The 23,793-nt window shown below is 71.8% G+C and carries 23 protein-coding genes; 17 read left to right on the forward strand and 6 right to left on the reverse strand.

Features of this window, described 5'->3' with window-relative positions:
- Positions 1-2: 2 nt before the first annotated feature.
- The 6 genes from EBO35_RS05535 to EBO35_RS05560 are packed head-to-tail and all read left to right on the forward strand — an operon-like array spanning position 3 to position 5,217.
- Positions 3-1,256: an aromatic ring-hydroxylating dioxygenase subunit alpha gene (locus EBO35_RS05535; RefSeq protein WP_122816836.1), complete on the forward strand. Its 1,254-nt coding sequence runs from the start codon at positions 3-5 to the stop codon at positions 1,254-1,256.
- Positions 1,253-1,993 (forward strand): hypothetical protein, encoded by a 741-nt coding sequence (locus EBO35_RS05540; protein WP_122816837.1) that lies wholly within the window; start codon positions 1,253-1,255, stop codon positions 1,991-1,993. The genes EBO35_RS05535 and EBO35_RS05540 overlap by 4 nt, the downstream gene beginning before the upstream one ends.
- Positions 1,990-2,943: a hypothetical protein gene (locus EBO35_RS05545; protein WP_122816838.1), complete on the forward strand. Its 954-nt coding sequence runs from the start codon at positions 1,990-1,992 to the stop codon at positions 2,941-2,943. The genes EBO35_RS05540 and EBO35_RS05545 overlap by 4 nt, the downstream gene beginning before the upstream one ends.
- Positions 2,940-3,749, forward strand: a complete 810-nt coding sequence (locus tag EBO35_RS05550; RefSeq protein ID WP_122816839.1) for an SDR family oxidoreductase — start codon at positions 2,940-2,942, stop codon at positions 3,747-3,749. The genes EBO35_RS05545 and EBO35_RS05550 overlap by 4 nt, the downstream gene beginning before the upstream one ends.
- On the forward strand, positions 3,749-4,471 hold the full coding sequence (locus EBO35_RS05555) for a hypothetical protein (RefSeq protein ID WP_122816840.1): 723 nt from the start codon (positions 3,749-3,751) through the stop codon (positions 4,469-4,471). Before EBO35_RS05550 ends, EBO35_RS05555 begins: the two co-directional genes overlap by 1 nt.
- Positions 4,468-5,217, forward strand: coding sequence for a maleate cis-trans isomerase family protein (locus EBO35_RS05560; protein WP_122816841.1), 750 nt, complete (start codon positions 4,468-4,470; stop codon positions 5,215-5,217). The genes EBO35_RS05555 and EBO35_RS05560 overlap by 4 nt, the downstream gene beginning before the upstream one ends.
- A gap of 104 nt (positions 5,218-5,321) precedes the next feature.
- On the opposite strand, the gene EBO35_RS19370 is transcribed toward EBO35_RS05560, so the two are convergent.
- On the reverse strand, positions 5,322-5,480 hold the full coding sequence (locus EBO35_RS19370) for a hypothetical protein (protein WP_164477826.1): 159 nt from the start codon (positions 5,478-5,480) through the stop codon (positions 5,322-5,324).
- 12 nt (positions 5,481-5,492) lie between these two features.
- Positions 5,493-6,275, reverse strand: coding sequence for a class E sortase (locus EBO35_RS05565; protein WP_164477827.1), 783 nt, complete (start codon positions 6,273-6,275; stop codon positions 5,493-5,495).
- Here EBO35_RS05565 and EBO35_RS05570 point away from each other — a divergent pair.
- The 6 genes from EBO35_RS05570 to EBO35_RS05595 all read left to right on the forward strand — a co-directional run bounded on the left by EBO35_RS05570 (position 6,268) and on the right by EBO35_RS05595 (position 15,565).
- On the forward strand, positions 6,268-8,502 hold the full coding sequence (locus EBO35_RS05570) for a COG1361 family protein (protein WP_122816843.1): 2,235 nt from the start codon (positions 6,268-6,270) through the stop codon (positions 8,500-8,502). The two genes, EBO35_RS05565 and EBO35_RS05570, sit on opposite strands and share 8 nt — an antisense overlap.
- Positions 8,503-8,521: 19 nt before the next feature.
- Positions 8,522-9,937: an ABC transporter substrate-binding protein gene (locus tag EBO35_RS05575; RefSeq protein WP_122816844.1), complete on the forward strand. Its 1,416-nt coding sequence runs from the start codon at positions 8,522-8,524 to the stop codon at positions 9,935-9,937.
- The gene (locus tag EBO35_RS05580) at positions 9,934-10,674 is read left to right on the forward strand and encodes an ABC transporter ATP-binding protein (RefSeq protein ID WP_122816845.1); all 741 of its coding nucleotides are present in this window, start codon (positions 9,934-9,936) and stop codon (positions 10,672-10,674) included. The genes EBO35_RS05575 and EBO35_RS05580 overlap by 4 nt, the downstream gene beginning before the upstream one ends.
- Positions 10,671-13,562, forward strand: a complete 2,892-nt coding sequence (locus EBO35_RS05585) for a branched-chain amino acid ABC transporter permease/ATP-binding protein (protein WP_122816846.1) — start codon at positions 10,671-10,673, stop codon at positions 13,560-13,562. Before EBO35_RS05580 ends, EBO35_RS05585 begins: the two co-directional genes overlap by 4 nt.
- A gap of 72 nt (positions 13,563-13,634) precedes the next feature.
- Positions 13,635-14,300: a neocarzinostatin apoprotein domain-containing protein gene (locus tag EBO35_RS05590; protein ID WP_164477828.1), complete on the forward strand. Its 666-nt coding sequence runs from the start codon at positions 13,635-13,637 to the stop codon at positions 14,298-14,300.
- Positions 14,297-15,565, forward strand: a complete 1,269-nt coding sequence (locus EBO35_RS05595) for a hypothetical protein (protein WP_122816848.1) — start codon at positions 14,297-14,299, stop codon at positions 15,563-15,565. Before EBO35_RS05590 ends, EBO35_RS05595 begins: the two co-directional genes overlap by 4 nt.
- A gap of 375 nt (positions 15,566-15,940) precedes the next feature.
- On the opposite strand, the gene EBO35_RS05600 is transcribed toward EBO35_RS05595, so the two are convergent.
- The 4 genes from EBO35_RS05600 to EBO35_RS05615 form a co-directional block, all read right to left on the reverse strand.
- On the reverse strand, positions 15,941-17,278 hold the full coding sequence (locus EBO35_RS05600; RefSeq protein ID WP_122816849.1) for an HNH endonuclease: 1,338 nt from the start codon (positions 17,276-17,278) through the stop codon (positions 15,941-15,943).
- Between the two features lie 316 nt (positions 17,279-17,594).
- On the reverse strand, positions 17,595-18,278 hold the full coding sequence (locus EBO35_RS05605; RefSeq protein ID WP_122816850.1) for a hypothetical protein: 684 nt from the start codon (positions 18,276-18,278) through the stop codon (positions 17,595-17,597).
- A 100-nt stretch (positions 18,279-18,378) separates the two neighbouring features.
- The gene (locus EBO35_RS05610) at positions 18,379-19,248 is read right to left on the reverse strand and encodes an NAD-dependent epimerase/dehydratase family protein (RefSeq protein WP_122816851.1); all 870 of its coding nucleotides are present in this window, start codon (positions 19,246-19,248) and stop codon (positions 18,379-18,381) included.
- A complete protein-coding gene (locus tag EBO35_RS05615; protein ID WP_164477829.1) occupies positions 19,245-20,072 on the reverse strand; it encodes a hypothetical protein in 828 nt (275 codons plus the stop codon). The genes EBO35_RS05610 and EBO35_RS05615 overlap by 4 nt, the downstream gene beginning before the upstream one ends.
- Positions 20,073-20,120: 48 nt before the next feature.
- Here EBO35_RS05615 and EBO35_RS19375 point away from each other — a divergent pair, with 48 nt between their 5' ends.
- From EBO35_RS19375 to EBO35_RS05635, 5 genes are all read left to right on the forward strand, one after another.
- Positions 20,121-20,444 (forward strand): antibiotic biosynthesis monooxygenase family protein, encoded by a 324-nt coding sequence (locus EBO35_RS19375; protein WP_164477830.1) that lies wholly within the window; start codon positions 20,121-20,123, stop codon positions 20,442-20,444.
- Positions 20,441-21,160: an alpha/beta fold hydrolase gene (locus EBO35_RS05620; protein ID WP_164477831.1), complete on the forward strand. Its 720-nt coding sequence runs from the start codon at positions 20,441-20,443 to the stop codon at positions 21,158-21,160. Before EBO35_RS19375 ends, EBO35_RS05620 begins: the two co-directional genes overlap by 4 nt.
- Positions 21,161-21,196: 36 nt before the next feature.
- Positions 21,197-21,784, forward strand: coding sequence for a hypothetical protein (locus tag EBO35_RS05625; RefSeq protein WP_122816853.1), 588 nt, complete (start codon positions 21,197-21,199; stop codon positions 21,782-21,784).
- The gene (locus EBO35_RS05630) at positions 21,777-22,541 is read left to right on the forward strand and encodes a thioesterase family protein (protein ID WP_122816854.1); all 765 of its coding nucleotides are present in this window, start codon (positions 21,777-21,779) and stop codon (positions 22,539-22,541) included. Before EBO35_RS05625 ends, EBO35_RS05630 begins: the two co-directional genes overlap by 8 nt.
- A gap of 63 nt (positions 22,542-22,604) precedes the next feature.
- The gene (locus EBO35_RS05635; protein WP_122816855.1) at positions 22,605-23,786 is read left to right on the forward strand and encodes an acyl-CoA dehydrogenase family protein; all 1,182 of its coding nucleotides are present in this window, start codon (positions 22,605-22,607) and stop codon (positions 23,784-23,786) included.
- Positions 23,787-23,793: the final 7 nt, after the last annotated feature.

Genomic DNA, 23,793 nt, shown 5'->3' on the forward strand with positions numbered 1-23,793 from the left:
CGATGTTCAAGAACTTCTGGTACGCCGTCGAGTTCAGCTCGGATGTGGTTGCCGGCCAGCCCAAGAAGGTCAAGCTGCTCGGCCAGCAGCTGGTCGTCTACCGCAAGACCAGCGACAACTCCCTGGTCGCGATGTCGGACCTGTGCGTGCACCGCGGTGCCGCGCTCTCCGACGGCAAGGTCAAGGGCGACTGCCTGGTCTGCCCGTACCACGGCTGGGAGTACAACGCCGGTGGCGAGGTCACCAAGATCCCCGCGCACCCCGACAAGGGCATCCCGCGCAAGGCCCGCATCGACTCCTACCCGGTGCAGGACAAGTACAAGATGGTGTGGATCTACATGGGCGACCTCCCCGAGGAGGACCGCCCGCCGATCCCCGACTGGTCGGCTGTCGACGACACCGAGACCTACGCCGCCGTCACCGGCAGCTTCCTGTGGAAGTCGAACTACGAGCGCATCCTCGAGAACGGCGTGGACGTCGCGCACACCCCGTTCGTCCACGGCGGCGTCTTCGGCAACCCGGAGAAGCCCGAGGTCCCCGAGTTCGAGATCGAGGAGAGCCCCTGGCACTGCAAGGTGTCGGTCAAGCTCAACCCGCCGAAGTCCAAGGGCCTGTGGGGCGTCATCAACCCCAACAAGCAGGACCTGAAGAACCGCCCGCAGGTGCCGGTCTCCACCACCTGGTGGCTGCCGAACATGATCCTGCTCGAGGTCGACACCCCGATGGGTGCGATGAAGATCTTCGACGTCAACATCCCGATCGACGAAGACACCACGATGGTCAAGTTCATCGCGCTGCGCACGTTCTTCAAGGGCAAGTGGGCCGACCGCGACGCCAAGCGCCGCGTCTTCAAGGTGCTCTACGAGGACCAGAGCATCGTGGACGCCGTTCGTCCCGAGCTGCTTCCGTTCGACCTCTCCGACGAGCTGCACGTCAAGAGCGACTACAACGCCGTCCTCTACCGCCGCCGTCGCCAGCAGCTCATCGACATGGGCTGGTCGGTCGAGGGCAACACGATCGTCGGCGAGGGCCCGGCGCGGGTCGAGGCGCGGGTCATCCCCTCGCCGATCCGCAAGGAGGTCCCCGAGCTCGCGAGCGCCTGGAACTTCAAGGAGGTCCGCAGCCGCGAGATCAAGGCCGGCCTCGCCGAGAAGGAGGCCGCGGCCAAGGACGTCGCGAAGTCCCGCACCAACGGCGCCAAGAACGGCGCCACCCCCACCGCTGCCCCCACCAAGAACGAGGACGTCAAGGCATGAGCCTGCCCGAAGCACTGTGTGTCGGCACCCTGGAAGAGATCGTCAAGCGCGGGAACCTGACCGAGGTCACCGGCGCCGACGGCGGGCCCTTCCAGGTCCTCGGGTCCGTCATGGGACCCGACCCGGTCGGGTCGGTCCGGATCTTCTCCGGGGAGAAGATCGGCAAGGTCGTCTACGTCGGCATTGTGGTGCCGCAGATCCAGATGGACAGCCACATGGTGTTCGCGTTCATGCCGGACGGCTCGCCGGTCCCGCACTACACGCTGGACTCGGTCCACGCCGGTGGGCACTTCGCCTTCCACCTCGACCTGATCCAGCGCGCCGACGCCGGCACGCACATGGTCTACAACGACTGGGCGCACACGCCGCTGACCGAGACCTACGAGCAGATCAACGCGATGGAGGGCCTCTCCAAGGCGGCCCTGGAGCCGCGCCAGCTCACTGTCATGTCGTCGTGGATGGTGGCCAGCCGCGCCACCGAGGAGGCCTTCGGCCAGCTCGACGCGCCGGTCCGCGCCTACCTCGACCACTGGTTCTCCCTCGTCGAGGGCGAGGTGCCGGCCGAGGTGGCCGCCGACCTGGCCGACACCGACCTGGCCGACCGCGACGCCAAGAACCGCGCGCTGCTGTTCAGCCCGGCGGTCGACAAGGTCTGGGCCCAGATCTCGCGCCTGCTCACCGAGCCGGTGGCCGAGTCGATCCGCCTCCAGCTGGTCAACAACGAGATCCCTGGATGAGCGAGACCCAGGCCAGCGACTGGCAGAAGCGGATCGCGGGGGAGTGGCACGGCCGCCCGTCGCTGTTCGACGCCGAGGGCAACCACGTCGGCTTCGAGCGGATCGCCCGGGCGAGCGTGGTCGAGAACGGCGAGACCAGCTACTGGATGAAGAGCCAGCTCGAGGGCAGCGGACCGCTGCGCAACCGCCTCGAGGTGGGTGCGACGTTCAACTTCGGGATCGTGGACTCCGGCGAGAACCGGGTCTACGTCGGGCCGGACTTCTTCGGCACCGGGCAGCCGTACGGCACGCTGGTCGACGCGAACTACTACTCGCCGGCCTGGCAGGCCGACATGCACACCTGGAACCAGGTGCTGCCCGACGGCGAGACCCAGGTCTACTCCTCGATCCTGTACGACGGCTGGTCGGTCGTGGCGCTGTTCAACGGCGTCTACAAGCGGACCTTCGACCACGAGTCGAACCCCGAGACGCAGGCCTACGTCGAGGACTGGATCGCCGCCGAGACCCGGCGCGGTCCGGTCCCGCAGGTGCTGCCCACCAAGGAGGCCGGCAGCTACGCGGGCGTCCTCGCGGTGGTCGGCGAGGACCAGAAGCCGGTCGGCGAGGTGGCGGTGCGCATCGAGCACGAGCCGGTCGGCCTGCGCACGGTCCGGCACCGGGTGACCTGGTCGGGCGCGCTGGAGCGCTCCTACACCTACGAGCGGCAGCGCGACGGGGCCCGGGTGCTCTACGAGGGCCCCGAGGTCTACGGCAACGCGATGACCTTCGGCCGGGCGATCTTCACCAACCAGCACCTCGTCGGCCCGGACGCGACCGGCGTGGAGAAGATCCGTGGCCGCGAGTACGTCGTGGACCCCGAGACCCGTGACCTCGCGGTGGTCTGGCGGCTCTTCCACGGCGACCGCACCAGCCACTTCGTGCACGGCCTGCTGACCTGGGAGCCCCGATGAGCGCCGGGTCGGGCCGCGTCGTCGTCGTCACCGGCGGCACCCGCGGCATCGGGCTGGGCCTGGCGCGGGAGTTCCTCGCCCGCGGCTGCCGCGTGGTGATCTGCGGCCGCACGACCGGCGCCGTCGACAAGGCCCTCGCCGAGCTCGGGCAGGGCGACCGGGCGACCGGCCTGGCCACCGACGTCCAGGACCGCGAGGCGGTCCAGGCCCTGTGGGACCACGCCGTCGCGACCTTCGGGCGCGTCGACGTGTGGATCAACAACGCCGGACTCTCCGCTCCTCGCGGCCCGCTGCACACGGTGCCCACGGGCGCGGTGCGCGACGTCGTCGCGGTGAACCTGGTCGGTGCCCTCAACGGCAGCGCGGTCGCCTCGCAGGCGATGGCCGCGCAGTCCGGCGGCGGCTGGATCTGGAACATGGAGGGCTTCGGCTCCCGGGGCGAGCACCAGCCCGGCATGGCCGTGTACGGCGCCTCCAAGCGTGCCGTGCAGTACCTCACCGAGGCCCTGGTCAAGCAGACCAAGGACACCGAGGTGAAGGTCGGCTTCCTCTCCCCGGGCATCGTGGCCACCGACCTGCTGGTCGGCGACTACACCGACGACCCCGACGGGTTCGACAAGGTCAAGAAGGTCTTCAACATCCTCGGGGACCGGGTCGAGACAGTCACCCCGTGGCTCGCCGACCAGGTGCTCGCCGCCCGCAAGCACGGCACCCGCGTCGCGTGGCTGACCAAGACCAAGGCGATGCGCCGCTTCATGGGCGCCGGCTTCACCAAGCGCGACATCTTCGCCCCCGAGGCCGACTGATGCTGGCCGCCCAGGCGATCGACGTCTGCGCCGAGTACGACGTGGCGCTGGCCGTGGAGGACTTCGTCCCCTGCGTGCTGGCCCTCGCGGCGCTCATCGTCCTGGCCCGGGCGGTCCGGATCAGGGTGCCGAGGGCGTACCGCGTCGCCCTGCTCGGCGGCCTGGTGATCTCCGCAGGCGGCTTCGGCAAGGCCACCTGGAAGCTCCTGGTCGCCACCGGCTGCTGGGAGTACCCCTGGCTCGAGGCGCTGCTGTTCCCGTGCCTGTCCTTCGGGTTCGCCGCCGTCGCGTGGGCGGTGCTCAGCGCCGTCAAGGGGCGCGAGGTCAAGCCGCTGTGGTTCGTCCTGTTCCCGCTCGCCGCGGGCGTGGGGTCGGCCTGGATGAGCATCTCGGCGGGCGAGTACCAGAACTGGCCGCTGCTCATCGGTGCCGCCGTGGGTGCCACCTTCCTGGGCATCACGCTGGCCGTGACCGCGTTCAAGGCGGGCAAGCCCTCGGTCGGCGCGCTCTTCGTGTTCTACACGCTCGGCACGAACGTCCTGCCGCCCCTGGCGGCCCAGCCGAACCAGTCCGCCGAGCTGCAGTGGGCCGAGCAGCTCACCAACTCCGCAGTCCAGCTGTGCTTCCTCCTGGGGGCGCTCTGGCTGCGCGAGCACCTGACCACGAAGGCGGCCCATGCGGGACTCGCAGCCGCCGAGAAGCAGACGGGAGTCACCGCGTGAGCGCGGACCGCCTGGGCTGGCGCCGCAAGTTCGGCGTCATCGCCCCCAGCACGAACACCATCGTCCAGCCCGAGTTCGACATGATGCGGGTCCCCGGCGTCACCTCGCACTACGGCCGGATCCTGATCCGCGACGGTCGGATCGCCGACGACGAGGGGATGGAGAAGCTGCTGGTCCAGATCCGTGCCTCCCTCGCCGACTGCGTCGAGGGCATCATGACGATGCAGCCCGACTACATGGTCATGGGCATGAGCGCGGAGACCTTCTGGGACGGCGTCGAGGGCAACCGCGAGTTCGTCCGGCAGATCCAGGAGCTCTCCGGCGGGCTGGGCGTCGCGACCGGCGCCGAGGCGTGCGAGCGGGCCCTGAAGCTGTACGGCGCGAAGAAGATCGCCGTGGTCACGCCGTACACGCCGATCGGGGACGCGAACGTCCGCAAGTTCTTCACCGAGATCGGCTTCGAGGTCGGGCAGATCAAGGGGCTGTGCGTGAACAGTGCCGTCGAGATCGCCCAGGTCTCGGAGAAGACCCTGCGCGAGTCGCTGGTCGAGATCAACGACTCCGACGTCGACGCGATCGTCCAGTGCGGCACGAACCTGTGCATGACCGAGCTGGCCGACGAGGCCGAGCGCTGGCTGGACAAGCCCGTGATCGCGATCAACGCCGCCACCTGGTGGATGGCGCTGCGCGAGAACGGCATCGACGAGCAGCTGCACGGCTTCGGCTCGCTGCTGCGCGAGCACTAGCCAGCACTAGCCAGAACTAGCCAGCACTAGCCAGAACTAGCAGAGCCTCACGACAGCGCCCCCGCGGGTCCCGCGGGGGCGCTGTCGTGCGTCGCTGTCGTGGGTCAGGGGCCGACGGTGATGTCGTCGAAGGGCAGCAGCGGCTCGACGGCCGGGAAGACGACTGTCATCAGCAGCGCCAGCGCGAGCAGCACGAGGATGAGCGCCTCGGCGATCTTGAGCCACCGGGGGCCGGGCAGGATGCGCCACAGGGCTGCGTACACGTCTCGATCTCCTCAGGCGATGGCGGCGGGCGGTCCGGACGCGGCGGTCCGGCGTTCGACGAGCTGGGCGCCCACGACGAGCCGCTCGCTCGACCCCCACCTCGGGTGGCAGGTGACCAGTGTCAGTGTGCGCTGCTCGGGGGTGGCGCCCGGATAGCCGGCCACCGGCTCGACGACCTCGGTGGCCGAGGGGCTCACGATCCGCTCCCAGGTGACCTCGTAGGTCAGCCACTCGCCGACCGACTCCACGACGACCTGGTCGCCCACCTCGAGCCGGTCGAGGTCCGCGAACGGCTCGCCGTGCGTGGCCCGGTGGCCCGCGACCGCGAAGTTCCCGACCTGTCCGGGGAGTGCGGTGCCGGGGAAGTGCCCGGGGCCCTGGCTCAGCGCGTCGTCGGTGACGCCCTCGACCACCACCCACTCCCAGTCCTCGCCGAGCCGGGGGATGTGCAGGACGCCGAACCCCTCGCCGGCGTCCGGCTGCTGGAGCTCGCCGGGCTTCTCGGCCTTGGCGACGCCCTTGGACTGGTCGTGGAAGTCGTCGAGGAGGCCGCGCTGGGCGGCAGCGGTCTGCTGATTGGTCCACACCAGGAGGTAGAAGGCGAACGCGACCAGGACCAGGCCCGCGGTGACCGCGAGCTCGGCGACCAGACGAATGCCCGAGGTGAACGCTGAATGTAACGTCGCCGACACGAGGAATAATATATCATCGCCGGACCACGGGTCCTTGCGGCCCGTCCGGCGACCGAGGGGGAACTGCTCGATGCGTTCGAGAGCACGCCTGGCGATGGCCACTCTGGTCGTGGCCGCCACCGCGGCCGCCGGCCTCTCGAGCTTCGCCGAGCCCGCCGCCGCGGCGCCGCCCGAGGGCGGGTGCTGGAGCTATGCCCCGACGGGCCAGGTTCCGCCTGTCCCGGTGCCGCCGACCGTCCCGCCGACGCCTCCGACCGTCCCGCCTGAGTCCGCGGACCTCTCCGAGGACCCGGTGGTGGACCACTCCACCGAGCTCGAGCCCTGGTCGCTGAATCCCGACGTCGACTTCGCTCTGACCACCGGCGGTCCGACCGTCGTGGGCCGGGAGCGGACCGTCACGCTGACCATCCCCGAGGGTCCGGTGGTCAGCCCCACGCTGCTGACCTCCGGCACCGCGACCTTCCACCTCGCGGTCAACGGCACCGACATTGAGCCGATCGAGGCCGACTTCACGGTGGAGGCCGGCGAGCCGATCACCGACCTGGTCGCCACGGGCACCTTCCCGATCGCGACCTCCGGCGCCCAGGTCGTGACGCTGCGGGCGGCCTTCTTCGACGCGCCGCTGCTGCTTCGACGCGTCGCCTGCAACGGCCAGACCGAGGGCGTTCCGGGCGCGATCAACCCCGCCACCACGCCGCTCGACACCAAGCTCACCACCGCCTTCACCTCGGTCGCGACCTCGGGCGGCACGCTGACCTCGGTCACCGGCCAGCAGCTCACCACCGCGGCCCGGCCCGGCGACACCCTGCTGTTCACCACCACCGGCTTCGCCTCCGGCTCGGAGGGCAGCGCCCTCGGCAGCGCCCAGCTGTGCGGCGCCGACGGGACCTGCACGGACCCGACGACGTTCCCGACCAACGTCGACGGCGTCGGCGGCGGGCGGTACGTCGTACCCGGCACTGCCCCGGTCGGCCCGGTCGACCTGCGGCTCAGCGACGGCGACCAGATCGTCCAGATCCCGCTGACGGTGCTGGGCGGCCCCGCGATCGGCGGCGAGGAGCGCTCCGGGACCCGGCGCAGCATCGTGACAGTGACCGGCACCGGGTGGGATCCCGGGCGCGAGGTGACGCTCCAGGGGCTCACTGGCCGGAGCATCACCGCGCGGGTCGGCGACGACGAGAAGGTCGCGGCGACGCCCGGGTCTGACGGCAGCCTGGAGTCCAGGTTCGTGGTCTCCGACCGGGACATCCGGTCGCTGCGGGCCACCCAGCAGCGGCCCGACGGCTCGCGCCTGGTCGCGCTGGCCGCGGTCGAGGGGCCGCTGCCCGCCGGCGACGGCCCGGTCGACGACGGCGACGAGAAGGGGAACGACGACGGCAACGCCGAGGGCGGCGACACGCAGACCCCCGCCGACCCGGGTGCGACCACCACGCTGCCGCCCGCCGCCGCGACCCCGCTCGTGATCCCGCCGCTGGCGATCCCGCAGCCGCTCCCGCTGCCGTTCGAGATGGTCGACCAGCCGCCGCTGCCCGCGCCCGTGCCGCCCGAGCCGACGCCGCTCGACCTCGTGGTCAGCGACCCGCGGCTCGACGGCTCGGTCTCCTTCGGGGAGCTGTTCGGCGGGGCGCCCGAGCGCACCCTCACCTTCGACATCGAGAACCGGGGCGAGGCGACGGTCACCGAGCCGGTGATCGCGATCGCGATCGGGCGCTCCAGCGACCTGGAGCCGAGCCAGGTCGAGGCCGAGGTGCCGGCCCTGGAGCCGGGGGAGACCGCGACCGTGACGGTGGCGGTGGCGCTGCCCGCCGCGTCGTTCGGGACCTACCACGTCGTGGGCCAGGTCGGCGAGGGCGACGACGGCGCCTTCACGCTGCCGTGGGTCACCTACCCCTACGGGCTGTTCCTGCTCAACCTCCTCGGAGCTGGCCTGCTCGGGTACGGCGTACGCCGCCGCCTGCGCTCGCGCCCCTCGCCCCGGCTGCTCCCGGCGCCGGTGCTGGCAGCCCGCGAGGTGCCGGCGCTGACCAGCGAGGCCGTGGTGGACCTGACCCGGCTCGAGGCGTGGTGGCAGATCAAGGACAAGGGGGTCCGGCCGCCGGCGAAGCCGGTGCTGCCGGCCCTGGCTGCGGCGCTTCCGGCCTTCGCGATCCCCGGCGGGCGGCCCGCCGCACCGGCCGAGGACGCCGTCGTGGACCTCGACGCCGCGGACCTGTGGTGGCGCCGCCAGCTGGACACCCCGGGAGCCGCCCTGGAGGACGCGGTCGTCGACCTCGACGCCGCGGAGAAGTGGTGGTCCCAGTCTCGGGGAGGTGCTTCCACCCGTGCCTAATATCCTATATTCTCTATCTGTGATCCGGATGACATCCAAGAAGGCCGACGTCAGCCACCGGCAGCAGCTGCCGCGTGCGCGGTCCCAGCGCACCCCCTGGTGGCGCGACAAGGCGGCCTCGATCCGCACCGGTGTGATCGCCGCCGGGGTCTCGCTGGCCCTGGCCGGGTGCGGCGCGCTGCTCCCGGGCGACGTGTCCGACGGCGCGAGCGCCGCCGCGCAGGGACCCGGGCCGGGCGTCACCGAGGACTCGGTCAAGGTCGTCTTCGTCGCGGTCGACCTCGACGCGGTCCAGGAGACCACCGGCTTCAAGACGGCCTCGGTCGGCGACCAGAAGAAGCAGATCAAGGCGCTCGAGACCTGGGTGAACGACAACGGCGGGCTGGGCGGTCGCAAGATGGAGGCGGTCTTCCGCCTCTACGACGCCCAGGCCGACTCGCCGGCTGCCGAGGAGCAGCTGTGCAACCAGATCACCCAGGACGACCGCGCGTTCGCCGTGGTCCTCACCGGGCAGTACCAGACCAACGCCCGGCCCTGCTACGCCCAGCGCAAGACGCTGATGCTGGACGCCTCGCTGGTGGCCAGCGACGTCGAGTACTACGAGGAGCTCAGCCCCTACCTGTGGTCGGCGAGCTTCCCCGAGTACGCCACGTTCATCAAGTCGTTCGTGAAGGTCCTCGACGACGAGGGGTTCTTCGAGGGTGAGAAGAGCATCGGCATCGTCGGCGCCGACACCGACGCCAACCGGCGCACGGTCACCGACGTCGCGCTGCCCCTGCTGAAGGAGGCGGGCGTCGACGTCGAGGTCGGCTGGGTCGACACCACCGACATCGGCACCCTGTACGCCGGCCACGAGCAGGCGATCGACACCTTCCGCAGCAAGAAGGTCGACCGGGTCACCTTCTTCGGCGGCTCCCGGCTCGCCTCGATCTTCGCGACCGTCGCCGCGTCCAAGCAGTTCACGGCGCGCTACGCGATCTCCAGCTTCGACAACCCCTCGTTCTTCGTGAACAACCCGACCCTGATCCCGGACAACACGATGGACGGCATGGTCGGCGTCGGGTTCCACCCGCCGCAGGACGTCGCAGACGACCAGATGCCCTTCCCGACCGGCGAGACCGAGGTCGAGTGCCTCGACGTGTTCAAGGACGCCGGGGTCACCTTCGAGACCCGCGAGTCGGCGCGGGTGGCGCTGCCGTACTGCGACGCGGTCAAGGTGCTCAAGATGGGCGCCGACAACGCCTCCGGTGACCTGAACGCCGGCACCTGGGCGGAGGCGGTGCACGCCAACGGCTCCGAGTTCCGCACCGCCGCCGGCTTCGGTGGCGCGCTGGGCGACGGCGGCTTCGCCGGCGCCGGCGGCTACCGGGTGCTGAAGTACGACGACGGCTGCTCCTGCTTCGTCTACGAGGGCGACGAGGTGCCGTTCGAATGAGCCCCACGACACCGGTCCTGGAGTGCGCCGGGATCCGCGCCTCCTACGGGCCGATGCAGGTGCTCTTCGATGTCTCGCTGACCGTCGGCCAGGGCGAGATGGTCGCGCTCATGGGGCCGAACGGGGTCGGCAAGAGCACGCTGCTGAAGGTGGTCGGCGGGTTGCTTCGCCCGACCGCCGGCACGGTGCGGCTCAACGGCGTCGACGTCACCGGGGTCGCCACCCGCAAGCGGGTCGAGCAGGGGCTGTGCCAGGTCGTCGGACAGTCGGCGTTCGGCTCGCTCACCGTCGCCGAGAACCTCACGATGCACGGCTTCACCGCCACCGACCGCCGGTGGGCCCGGGAGGCCGTCGAGGCCGCCCTGGGGGTCTTCCCCCGGCTCAACGCGCGCCGCAACCAGCAGGCCTCGACCCTCTCCGGCGGCGAGCGGCAGATGCTCGCGATCGCGAAGGCGATCGTCGCCGAGCCCAAGGTGCTGGTCATCGACGAGTTCTCGCTCGGTCTCGCCCCGGTCGTCGTGGGCGGCCTGATGGACCTGCTGCGCCGGCTCAACGAACGTGGCGCCGCCGTGCTGCTCGTCGAGCAGTCGGTGAACGTCGCCCTGTCGCTGGTCGACCGGGCCTACATGATGGAGAAGGGCGAGATCATCGCTGAGGAGCGCGCCGCGGAGCTGGCCGCCAACCCCGACCGGATCCGGGCGCTGATGCTCGGCGGGCACGCGGAGGTGGCCCGATGAGCCCGCTGCTGACGCCGCTCCTGGCGCTCTCGGACTTCGACTTCGGCCCGGACCGGATCGTCATCGGCCTGTTCACCGGCCTGACCTACGGCCTGCTGGCCATCGGCCTGGTGCTGGTCTACCGGTCCAGCCGCTTCGTGAACTTCGCGCACGGCTCGGTGGGCGCCTTCGGCGCCTCGCTGCTGGCGCTGCTGGTCGCCGACTGGGGCGCGCCGTACTGGCTGGCCTTCGTGATCGGCATCCTGGTCGCCGGCGGCCTCTCGGCCGGGATCGAGGTGCTCGTCGTACGCCGGCTCGCCGGCCGTCCGAGCCTGATCGGCATGATCGCCACGCTCGGGCTCTCCCAGTTCATCCTGATCATGGCGCTGGTGATCAACAGCGACGGCGTCAGCGGCTTCACGTTCCCGCAGCCGCCGTTCCTTCCGACGTGGGAGGTCGACTCGCTGCCGATCGGCCCGCCGTACATCGCGATGTTCATCCTCGGGCCGTGCCTGCTGGCAGGCCTCACCTGGTGGCTGCGCCACCACCGCCTCGGCATGGCGATCCGGGCCGCCGCCGACGACCCCGACGCCGCCCAGCTCGAGGGCATCCCGTCGCGCCGGATGGCGACCCTGGCCTGGGGCATCGCGGGCGGCATCGCCGCCTTCTCCGCCATCCTGGTCACCCCGACCACGTCGGGCCAGGGCCTGGACGGACTCGGCGCCGACCTGCTCCTCAAGGGCCTCGCCGGCGCCGTCATCGGCCGGATGTCCTCGATCCCGATCGCGGTCGGGGCCTCGCTGGGCATCGGCCTGCTCGAGCAGCTGCTGCTGTCCAACCCCGAGACCGCCGACCTCGACATCGTCTTCATCGGCGTCGTCATCCTCATCGCCCTGCTGCGCCAGCCGATCCTGGGCCGCGCCGGCCAGGAGCGGATCGGCCTGCGCCGGGTCGTGGTGCCGCCACTGCCTGCGGCGTACCAGAAGGTCGCCTCGATCAAGTGGCTGCCGCGGGTCACGGTCACCGTGCTCGGCTGCGTGCTGATCGGCCTGGCCTACGCCGTCACCAACGAGACGGCCTCGGTGTTCACCAGCGTCATCGGCTACACACTGGTCGGCCTCAGCGTCGGCCTGGTGACCGGCGTCGCGGGCCAGCTCTCGCTGGGCCAGTTCGCGTACGCCGGCATCGCGGCGGCCGGCTCGATGCACGTCGCCGACGCCACCGGGAGCTTCCTGTTCGGCATCCTCGCCGGCATGCTCTCGGCGGCGATCGCGTCCGTGGTCGTCGGCATCCCCGCGATGCGGCTCAAGGGCCTGGCCCTGGCGGTCTCCACACTCGCGTTCGCGCTGGTCACCAGCGACTGGCTGCTGCGCCGTGAGATCTTCCTCGGCGCCGGGGTCTCCCCGGCGAAGCCGACCTGGTGGGGCGAGCCGATGGAGCTCGCGGTGCGCTACTACCTCTTCGCGCTGGTGATGCTCGCGATCGCGATCTGGTTCACCAACAACCTGCGGCACAGCGGCTTCGGCCGCTCCCTCCAGGCGCTGCGCGACAACGAGGAGGCCGGCCGGGCGTTCACCGTGCCGACCCAGCTGCGCAAGTTCCAGCTCTACGCCGTGGCCGGCATGATCGCCGGCGCCGGCGGTGTGGTGATCGGCCACGGGCAGACCCAGCTGACAGTCAACTCGTTCCCCGCGGACGCCAGCATCGACGTCGTCGCGCTCACGGTGATCGGCGGCCTGGCCGTCACCTCGGGCCCGCTGATCGGCGCGATCATCCTGATCGGCATCCCGGCGATGACCACGATGAGCACCCTGGGCCAGGCCGGGCTCTCGATCTTCTGGCTGCTGGTCGTCATCCTGCTTCCCGACGGTCTCGGCGGGGTCTTCATCCGGCTGCGCGACCGGCTCTACGACGCGCTCGCCAGGCGGGCCGGCATCGACCCGGTGGAGGCGCGGCACGGGGCCGTGGAGCCCACGGGCTCGCCGCTGCAGCAGCGGATGCGGCTCGAGGGCCTGGTCGAGCGGCCCGCCGACGAGGTCACCCGCCCCGGCCCGGTGCTGAGCGTGGAGGGCATCTCCCGACGGTTCGGGGGAGTGGTCGCGGTGGACGGTGCGAGCTTCGACCTCCAGCGCGGCGAGATCCTCGGCGTGATCGGCCCGAACGGCGCCGGCAAGACGACGATGTTCGAGATGGTGGCCGGCTTCACCAAGCCCGACGCCGGCCGGGTGCTCTTCGAGGGCGCGGACGTCACGGCGTTCACGCCGGAGAAGCGGGCCGAGGTCGGCCTGGTCCGGTCCTTCCAGGACGCGGCGCTGTTCCCGACCCTGACGGTTCGCGAGACCCTCATGGTCGCCCAGGAGCGGACCGCTCCGACGAGCCTGTGGTGGTCGGCGATCGGGGTCCGCTCCGCGGAGCTGGCCAAGGCCGAGGCCGCCGACGAGATCATCGACCGGATGGCGCTGGCGCCGTACGTGCACCGCACGATCTCCGAGCTCTCGACCGGGACCCGGCGGGTCGTGGAGCTGGCCTGCCTGTTGTCGCTGGAGCCGCGGGTGCTGCTCCTCGACGAGCCGTCGGCGGGCATCGCGCAGAGCGAGAGCGAGGCGCTGGGCGAGCTGCTGCTCGGGATCCGGCGCGAGCTCGGCACCACGATGGTCGTCATCGAGCACGACCTCCCGCTGCTGTCGAAGATCTCCGACCGGATGATCGCGATGAACCTCGGCCGCGTCGTGGCCTCCGGCACGCCGGAGGAGGTGCGCAACGACGAGGCAGTCGTCCGCTCCTACCTCGGCGGCGACGAGGCCGCGATCAACCGTTCCGGGGTCCCGGCGCCCGTTCCCGTGGCACCGTCCGGCGTGAACGGCACGGACGTCGCGCCCGAGCACATCCAGCCCGTGACGACCCGCTGAACGACCACTCACCGATCCGCAGCCCGATCCCCAGCACGATCCGCACCACGATCCGCACCATGAGGAGAGACCGTGAAGAGATTCCCGACGCTCGCCAAGGCCTTGGCGGCCGGCGCAGCCATGACGATCGTGACGATCCTCAGCGCACCGCCCACCATGGCCGCCGGCCCCACCCTCGAGGTCAGCCAGCTCACCGGGCTCAAGGACGGCCAGACGATCACGATCAGCGGAACCGGCTTCAAGCCCGGGCTCAGCAGCATCGCGGTGGGGCAGTGCATCGAGGGCATGACCGGGCCGTCGGACTGCAACCTGCCGTCCGGCTCCACGTTCCGCAACGCGGACGCCTCCGGGTCGATCGGTGAGTTCACGATCGTCGTCAACGAGAAGTTCGGCGCGAACGACTGCGCCAAGGTCAAGTGCGTGATCGGCGCCCAGCCGCTGCCGGGCGCGCAGGATGACGCGACGATCAACGCGAACATGGTCTTCCACGACATCAGCTTCGGCGCCGAGCCGGCCGCCGAGGCCGTGCAGGCCCCCGCGGCCCCCGCCGCGCCTGCTGCCCCCGCCGCGCCGGCCGCGCCTGCCGTCGCCGCGACCACCGCGACCTCCACGCTGCCGCAGACCGGCGGCGGCGACTCGCTGCCCGTCGTGCTCCTCGCCGGGTCGGCGCTGCTGCTCGGTGGCTTCGGTGTGCTGTTCGTGGTGCCGGCCCGTCGCCGCGAGCAGGCCGCCCGATGAGCGCCCGTACGCTGCGCCGCGCCGCGGCCGCAACGTTCGCGGCCGGAGGCCTGGCGCTGCTCTCGCTGCCGATGCTGGCCTCGCCGGCGTCGGCGGCTCCTGGGGACATCTCGGTCACCACCAAGATGGACTGCCAGTTCGCGACGTTCCCCCGGTTCGACTGGGATGCCGAGGTGGTGCTCAGCCAGGCCCGGGTCGACGCTTCCACGATCGCGCTGTCCGCGACCATCAGCAACCAACCCGGTGTGGTCCCGGTGCCGCTGTCCAACGCTGCGCAAGAGGCCACGCTGACGATCGAGATCGATGGGAAGGAAGTCGAGCTCACTGGCTCGGGTCCGGTCACGGCCCCCTCCAAGACGCCCGTGCCGGTCCCTGACGTGAAGGGGACCTTGGCCTCCGCCACCGACCCGACCGCCTTCAAGATCGTCGCTTTCGAGAACACCTTCACGGCATTCGCTCTCAGCGGTGCTTGCGTGCCGAAGGGCGGGGTGCTGCCCACGCCCACGCCCACGCCCACGCCCACGCCGACCCCGACTCCGACGCCGTCGCCCAGTCCGACGAAGGCCCCCGGCGGCGCCAAGGGGTCCCCGGCGACGGGCAACCCGAAGTTCGCCTGCACGCTCTCGCCGTTCAACAGCCCGTTCGACTACCCGGCGAAGCTCACGATCGCCGGTGCTCGGGCGACCGAGGACGGGACCGAGGTGAAGCTCGCCGGCACGCTCGGCGACATGCCGGGCGTCTCGCCGGTGGCGATCGACGCCCTTCCGATGCGCGTCAAGGTCGACGTGACCATCGACGGCAAGGCGACCACGCTGAGCGGTGAGGCGCCGGTGTCCGCGGCCGCGAACGCGCCGGTGAAGATGCCGCCGCTCTCCGGCAGCGTCACCACCGACGCGACCAACGCCAAGGTCGAGGTGAAGGGCCTGAGCTTCGACATGGACGAGCTCGGCGGTCTGACCATCACCGCGAAGTGCACTGTCGCGTCCGGCGGTGCGCTGAGCGAGATGAAGATCGGCGTGGGCTCCCTGGACGAGGCCGGCGGCGGTGACGGCGACGCGGACGGGTCCGGCGGCGCCGGCGGTAGCGCCACGCCGGTTGCCTCCAGCGGTGGCTCGAGCACTGGCGGCGTGCTGCCGAAGACCGGCGGCGCGGACTCGATCCCGGTGATCGGCCTGTGGGCCGGCGGCCTGGCACTGCTGGGCGCGGCGATCCTGGTGCTCGTGCCGGGCACCCCGGTGCGGGTGCGTGCCGGGAGGCACAGCTGAGCCGCGAGGCGCAGCACAGACTGCGGCGCGGGCCTGCGGGGGCCATCACGCGCCGCTGACGGACAGCCCGAGGTCTGACCTCATGGGCTGGCCGGACGGGGCCGAGGCGGGGTTGGAGGACCCTCGCCTCGGCCCTTGTCGTTCCCGCACAGTGGCGCCCGCTGGTCGTCCGGTGGTCGAGCCGTGAGCGCAGCGAGCGTCCGGCGGTCGAGCCGTGAGCGCAGCGAGCGTGTCGAGACCATCGGCTGCGGCCGGGACGGCGGGTGCCTGCGGGGGTCTCGACACTCTCAGGCGCCGGGGCGCCTTCGCGGCTCGACCACCGGGGCAGGTGGTCGAGCCGTGAGGAGCGCAGCGACGAGCGTGTCGAGACCCCGGTCAGGTGACGATGGTGGTGCCGGTGTGGTCGCGGCGCAGGTGGATGCCGTTGGGGGTTCGCCACAGGTAGGTGGTCTCGTCGAGCTTGGTATAGGTCCAGCTGGTGTGGGTCTTGGCTCGGTGGTGGGTGCGGCACAGGGGTGCGAGGTTGGGGTCGGTGGTCTCGCCGAAGTCCTCGCCGTCGCCCGGTGGTCCCTCGCGCTCGTGCCGGTGGCGGACGACGTGATCGGTGTCCGCGCGGCGGGCCGAGCGGCCGCACCAGGGGAAGACGCAGGTCGGGTTGTTCAGGGAGACGCGTTCCGCGATCCGGTCGGGGACCTCGTAGGCGTCGGTGTGGTCGACGTCGGCGAGGTCGAGAATCGGCTTGACGATGACCTGGGCGTCGGGGTTGGCGCACCAGGTCTTGACCTGGTCCGCGGAGACGAACGAGCGGGTGTTCTCGACCCGGGCCAGGTGCAGATTCCCGTCGCTGGGGCTGCCGAGGGCGGCGGCGCTGAGGTGGACGTGGACGACGACCTGGCGGGGCCGGCAGCGCTTGGACAGGCCCGCGACCTCGGTCGGGGTGGTGTCCAGGTCCAGGGCGAGCTGGCGGCGGGCGATCTCGCCCACGGCCAGGGAGCGGCGTACGTCGAGGGACTCCGCACAGCCGAGCTCGCCGAGGACCCGGGCCCCGCGGGCGACCGCGTCGTCGAGGTCGAGGGCGTCGGCGAGGTCCAGCTCGCCGTCCACGACCACTGTCCCGCCGAACGAGACCCGGCCGGTGTCCAGGTCGAAGTGGCGCCGGTCCGCGGCAGCGCGGCGCTTCTCCTCCGCTCCGGCGGGGTCGAACCGGACCCGGGCCTCCTCGATCAGCCGGTCCAGGGCGGCGTACCCGATCTTCCCCGCCACCGACCAGACGTGAGCGTCGACGTACGCAGCACCGTCGGCAGGCAGCGACAGGGTGTTCGCCGCGACCTTCCGGCCCCGCCACGCCGGTACCTCGCCGGCACGCACCGCAGCCCAGGTCTTGGGGAGCCGGTGCGCGAGCTCGACCGCCTCGCCGAGCATCGCCCGGGCCGCGTCCGAGGACATGCCGAGCGCGGCGCCGAGCTCCAGCGGGGCGAACTCGGTGACCAGCGGCGCACCCGGCCCCGCGATCGCCACCTCACCCTCGGCACCCGGGAGGCAGGCCGCGTCGTCGAGGCAGTCGACCGAGTGCATCGAGGCCCAGGCCACCGCAGCCTCCAGCAGCTCGCCCTCAGCCCGATCTGCGAGAGCCCGGCGCGACCGCGCGAAGGCCAGCACCGCGGCGGGGCTGTCGCACTCGCCCAGCGGGGCGGGGTTCGGGTCGATGGCCATAGCACATTCTACTCGAACAAGTGTTCGAGACGCTAGGCGTGGAATGAACAATGTGGAAGGAAATCTTGCGACGGAGGGCGGGACCGTCACCCCAAGAAACGGGAGCGGGCTCGCCGCGGGACCAAGACCCTCAACCCCAGCGGCGCGCAACCATCTGGTCCGGTGAACGCTGGTCTCGACACGCTCGTCGCTGGCGCTCCTCACGGCTCGACCACCGAGGGTCTCGACACGCTCGTCGCTGGCGCTCCTCACGGCTCGACCACCGAGCGGCTCGACCACCGGAGCGGGTCGACCACCGGAGCGGGTCGCGATGCGCTCAGGCGCCAGTGTGCCCTTGCGACTTGACCACCGCTGCCAGGTCCTTGGGCAGCTGCAGGGGACCGGTCAGGATTCCGGGGACGGTTCCTCGTCGGGTCGCCTCGCCTGCGGGCGTGGTGAACGGGTCGTCGGTGAGACGGACGTCCCGGCATCCGTAGCCGTCGACCAGCACGCCGGTGCGGTGCTGGCCGGTGCGGTAGACGAGCATCCACCGCGGTCCCAGCTCCAGCGTGCAGATGCGGGCCGGGTTTGCCGGTCTGAGGAGCGGGAGGTGGTCGGCGAGGGCGGCGAGGTCCTCGGCGCCGACGGGGGTGGCGGCCCCGGCGAGCTCCCAGCCCCACGTGGTGCCCTGACCGCCCGGCCCGGGGCCGGCTTCCACGGGGTCGTAGCGGCACGCCCAGGCTTCCTCCGGGGCGGGCAGGGAAGGAGCTGTCTCGGCCACGGGCTCGATGTCATCGCCCTGGTCGTCCGGGACCTCGGGCAGCGACGCGGGGCAGGGGTCGCCGTCGGTCGCCGGCCCGCTCGGGGCCCCCGAGGATGGAGCCGAGGGCGGAGCCGAGGCGCCGGGAGCCTGGTCGGCGGCGGAGCCGTCGTCGCTGCAGCCGGCCAGGACGGCGCCGGCGAGCACGAGGCCGACGCCGGCGACGGCGAGCCGGACGGATCTTCCGCGAGCGCTGATCACGGGCGCCTCCTGGTGGTGTCTCTGAGGACTGTGGCTTTCCTCGGGTGCCTGTAAACCTCGGACCGCCGGCGGCCCGAGGGCCGCCGGCGGTCGTGGGGGATCAGCTGGCGGGGGTGACCAGCTTGGTGAGCGCGGGGTCGAAGGACCGCGAGGGGGTGAAGCCGCTGTCGATCAGGCGCTGGACCGAGATCGGCTTGGTGGGGCCGGCGATCTCGCCGCGGTACTCCAGGGGCGGCAGGTCGTTCTCCGCCGAGATCGTGTCGAAGAGCGTCGCGTTCGTGGGCGGGACCTCGGCGTGCGTGAGGTTGAACAGCCCGGTGAGGCGCTGCTGGACGGCGTGCACGACCGCGTCGGCGGCGTCGTCGACGTAGAGGCGGTAGAGCAGCGCGTCGCCTGCGAACGGGACCGACCCGTGGAGGTACTGGTGGGCCATCTTGACCTTCTCCGCGATCGGCGGGTCGCCGGGGCCGAAGATGTCGCCGCAGCGGAAGACCGCGGCGCGGTCGGCGGCCTGGAGGTAGGTCTGCTCCATCAGCAGGAAGCTGCTCGGGCTCGGGTCGTCGGAGTCCGTGGTGGGGGAGTCCTCGTCGACGGCGTCGAGGTGGTTGGCCGCGGAGCCGTAGACCGACAGCGAGGAGAGTCCGACCAGGTACGGCGACCCGGGCGCGGAGATCACGTTCTCCGCGGTGTCCACGAGGATCTCGCGGTACGTCTTGGCCCGTCCCTCCGGCGTCATCGACTGCTGGGCCGACGGTCCGGCGCTGATGACGACCGCGTCCTGGCCGGCCACGGCCGCGTGGACGGCGTCCCGGTCGCTGCCGCGCACCACCACGGCGTTCCCGAAGCGCTCGGTGAGCCCCTCGACCTTCGCCTCGGTGGTGGTCGTCACCGTGACCTCGTGGCCGAGCTCCTGGAGCCGGGCGGCCGTGGCCGACCCGACGAAGCCGGCGCCGATGATCAGGACCTTCATGCTGTTTCCTCCATCTGTTGGAACCCGGCGCGGACCGCGACGAGCTCCTCGACGCGCTCGGCGCCGAGGAACTTCTTCGACAGCTCGTTCATCGGGTCGAGCGTGTAGCCGTAGGTGCGGACCTGGTGGTCACGCTGGCGGAGCGCGGCGCGCTCGGCCTCGGGGACCGCTGTCGCCTCGCGCACCCAGCCCAGCCAGGTGTCGACGCGCTCGCGGACGACCTCGCGCAGCGTCTCCACGACGTCCTCGGTGCGCTCGGCGACGTAGGAGTGGGCGACGGGGGAGAGGAAGGCGCGCATGTACGTGCCGTGGCTGACCGACCAGGTGAAGCGGTCGTCGCCGCGCAGCTGGAGGAACGACTCGTTCTGCGGCTCGTAGTACTTCGCGAGGTAGTCGGTCTCGACCATCAGGTCGCGCCGGGAGACGAACTCGCTGTAGAAGAAGATCTGCGGGATCGTGCCGAACACGATGATCAGGTGGGGTACGTCGACCTCCGGGCCGAGCCAGACCTGGAGGTTCATGTCCAGGATCGAGTTCTTCCGGTTACCGATCCAGGAGTGCACCAGCCACTCGGCGTGCGGGCCGTCGGCCGCGGGCTCGCCGGCGAAGGTGTTCATCGCCCCCTCGTAGCTGGCGTCGTCGGTGGCCCAGTAGTCCAGGCCGGCGCTGCTCGGGTGCGGCTGCACCGGGAGCTCTGCGGTGATCCGGTCCTTGGCCTCGCTGAGGATCTCCCAGAACTGGGCCCACAGCTCGGAGCTGTCGACGTCCGGGGACTCGGCGAGGAACTCGTGGATGGTCTTGGTCTGCGCGCTGCTTCCGCTCACGTCCCGCACCCTATAGATATATGATCTACGAATCCAGAGGAGTTGCGAATGATCGTCGTGGTGAGCCAGGCCTGGACCAAGCCGGGCGAGGAGCATGCGCAGGCCTACATCGCGCTGAACGAGCAGTTCGGCCGGTTCTGGCGCGACCACCCCGGCTTCCGCGGCCGGCGCCTGGTGCGCGGGGTCGAGGACCGCACGCACTTCACCCACCTGCGCTGGTTCGACTCGGTGGAGAGCTACGAGGAGTGCACCTGCGCGGAGGGGTACGCCGACCACACGGTCCTCATGTACGAGCACCTGCAGCCCTACGACTCCTATCCGCGGGAGTTCCTCGAGATGGTCATCGACGAGCCGGGCGCGGTCGCGCCGTGACGACGTTCGTCCTGGTGCACGGGGCCTTCCGGGGCGGCTGGGCCTGGCGGCGGGTGCGCCCGCACCTGGTCGCCGCCGGCCACGACGTGCACGCGCCCAGCCTGCTCGGCGCCGGCGAGCGGGTCGCCCTGGCGGCCGCGGTGACCGGTCTGGACAGCTGGGTCGACGAGCTGGAGGCGCTCCTGGTCGCCGAGGACCTCACCGACGTGGTCCTGGTCGGCCACAGCCAGGGCGGCATCGTGACGACGGCGCTGGCCGCCCGGGTGCCCGAGCGGCTGCGCTGCGTGGTGCACCTGGACGCCGCCGTGCCGGAGCCCGGGGAGCGGGCGCTCGACCTGGGCCCCGGCGGACCGGTGCCGGAGCGCGACCTGCTGGTCCCGCCGCGCCCGCTGGCGGCGGACACCGCGGACGGCGGCGACCTCGACGCGGCGACCGCCGCCTGGACGAGCGCCCGACTCACGCCGACGCCGGTCGCCCCCTCGCTGGACCCGGTTCCCGCCGTGCCGGACGGGGTCCGGCAGATCTACGCCTTCTGCGACCGGACGCCGCCCGGCTACCCCTCGCAGGTCACCCGCGCCCGTCTCGACGCGCGCGGTACGCCGTACACGGTCCTGGCCGCGGGGCACGACGCCCCGCTGACCGCGCCGGAGCTCGTGGCCGACCTGCTGCTGTCCGCTGCTGGGCAGACCCTTGACCTCCATATGTCTGACATTTAGGGTCGCGGAGGTGAGCCCGTTTCGGCAGGTGTCCTGATGCCCCGCCCCCAGAGTCTTGACCTGCGCGCCGCCGACCTGTCGTGGCGCACGGTGCCGATGCCGGGCGCGAACCTCGGCCTGGACCTGGTGCCGCTGGCGTCGACCGGCGAGACGTTCGCGATCCTGGGACGCTTCCCGGTCGGCTTCGTGCGCGACGAGCCCGGAGGCTACCTGGCCGCCGAGGACTTCGTCGTCCTCGCCGGCCACCTGGAGCTGGAGGGGGAGCGCTACGGCGCGGGCCGACTCACCTCGGTCCCGGCCCGCCACCTGCGCACCCGGATGGCAGCACCGCAGGGCTGCACGGTCCTCGCCTGGTTCGGCGGCCCGGCCGTGTTCCGGGACCCGGCCGAGATCGCTCCGCACAGCGACGAGCCGATCCGCAGCTGGGACCTCGCCGCGCTCGGCGAGGACGAGGTCGTCAGTACCGCCGACGCGTCCTGGCGGCGCTGCCGGACCGCGCACTGGCGGGTCGGGGTCGACGGGTTCGACCTGGCCGGGACCGGCTGGTCCCGCTCGCCGGAGCTGTGGCCCGGGTCCGGGCTGCCCGGCGACCTGGTCCTGCGCGAACCGGCTGCCGATGGCTGAGCCGCACGTCCGGCAGGTGCTCCTGAGCCCCCAGTGGGACGGGTACGACGGCACGTTCGGCGGCAAGGTGATCGCCGAGCTGGCCGCGGCCGCCCAGTGCGCCGAGGGCTTCGACCTGCTCTCGCTGACGACCGAGTTCCTCGGCGCCGCGCGCCCGGGGGCCGCCGTGGTCGAGGTGCTGCCGCGGCACGTCGGTCGGGTGTCGGCCTCGGTCGTGGTGGCCCTGCGCCAGGGCCACGACCGGGCGCGCGCCACCGCGAAGCTCGCCCGGGTGGACGGACGGTGCGCGGCCGCGCTGGGTGCCGACCTGCGCGGCGTACGCCCGCCGGAGGAGCTGGCGCCGTTCGAGCCGGCGTACTGGCACCTGCCGCACTGCCGACTGCTCGACCTGCGTCTGGTCGACCACTCGAGTCGGGGTCTCGAGCGGCGGACCCGGGTGTGGCTGCGCCTGGACGCCGCCGCGCCGGAGGTCGCCGAGCTGGACCACGCGGGCCGGGTAGCGGTGCTGGTGGACGCGGTCCCGCCGGCGCTGTTCTTCGACGAGCGGGCTCCGGCGTTCGTCCCCACGCTGGACCTGAGCCTGCACCTGCGACCCGGGATTGCCCTTCCCGAGGACGGCTGGTGCCTCGCGGAGGGACGGCTGGTGTGGGCCACCGAGGACTTCTGCCTCGAGGACGTCACGCTCTACGCCCGCACCGGCGAGGTGCTGGCGCAGGGGCGGCAGAACCGCCGCATCATTCATACCTCGGACCTATGACGCTGAGCGACCGTTGACCGAGCGAGATCGTCCCGGCGTCGGCCGGGCCGGGAAGGAACTCTGATGAGCACGACGTCCAGCCCCCGGGCCACCGCGACCGCCGGGGCGGAGGAGCTCGCCGCGCTGCGGGCGGCGGTCCGGCAGGTGTGCAGCCGGTTCGGCCACGACTACTACGTGCGCACCAGTGCCGAGGGCGGGAACGCCCGCGAGCTGTGGACCGCACTCGGCGAGATCGGGGCCCTCGGCGTCGCGATCCCCGAGGAGCACGGCGGCGGCGGGCAGGGCATCGAGGCGCTGGCGGTGGTCGCCGAGGAGGTGGCCGCGTGCGGGTCCCCGCTGATGCTGATCGCGCTCTCCCCGGCGGTGTGCGCCACGATGCTCGCCGACCACGGCTCGCCGGCGCAGCAGCAGGAGTGGCTGCCCGGGCTCGCCGACGGGTCCAAGGTGCTCGCGTTCGCGATCACCGAGCCCGATGCGGGGTCCAACGCCCACAACATCTCCACCCGGGCCGTCTTCGAGGACGGCGCCTGGGTGCTGAGCGGGCAGAAGTACTACGTCTCCCACGTCGACAACGCCGACGCCATGGTCGTGATCGCCGACGCGCAGGGCGGTCCGGACCAGCTGCCGCCCGGGCCCAAGGCGTTCCTCGTGCCGACCGAGGTCGAGGGCCTCTCGCGCTCCGAGATCGCTGTCGAGATCATCTCCCCGGAGCGCCAGTACTCGCTGTTCCTGGACCGGGTCCGGGTGCCGGCCGACGCGATCGTCGGCGGCGAGCGCGGGCTCGGCGTGCTGTTCAGCGGGCTCAACCCCGAGCGGATCCTGAGCGCCGCGCTGCTCAACGGGATCTCCCGCTATGCAGTGGACAAGGCAGTCGCGTACGCCCGGGACCGGGTCGTGTGGAGCGAGCCGATCGGGGCCCACCAGGCGATCGCGCACCCGCTGGCCCGCGCCGAGACCCGGCTGACGGCGGCACGGCTGCTCACGCTGGAGGCGGCCCGGGCTGCGGACCGCGGGGAGACCGGCGGGGTCGCGGCGGCGATGGCGAAGCTCGAGGCCTCGGAGACCGCATCGCTGGCGCTGGACGCCGCGATGCAGACCCACGGCGGCAACGGGATGGCGCGCGAGTACGGCCTGGCCACGCTGTCCGGGCTGGTCCGGCTCTTCCGGATCGCGCCGGTCAGCTCGGAGATGCTGCTCAACCACATCGCGCACAAGGCCCTGCGGCTGCCGCGGTCCTACCGGTGAGTGGGCC

The sequence above is a fragment of the Nocardioides pantholopis genome, assembly GCF_003710085.1.
GTDB lineage: Bacteria > Actinomycetota > Actinomycetes > Propionibacteriales > Nocardioidaceae > Nocardioides > Nocardioides pantholopis.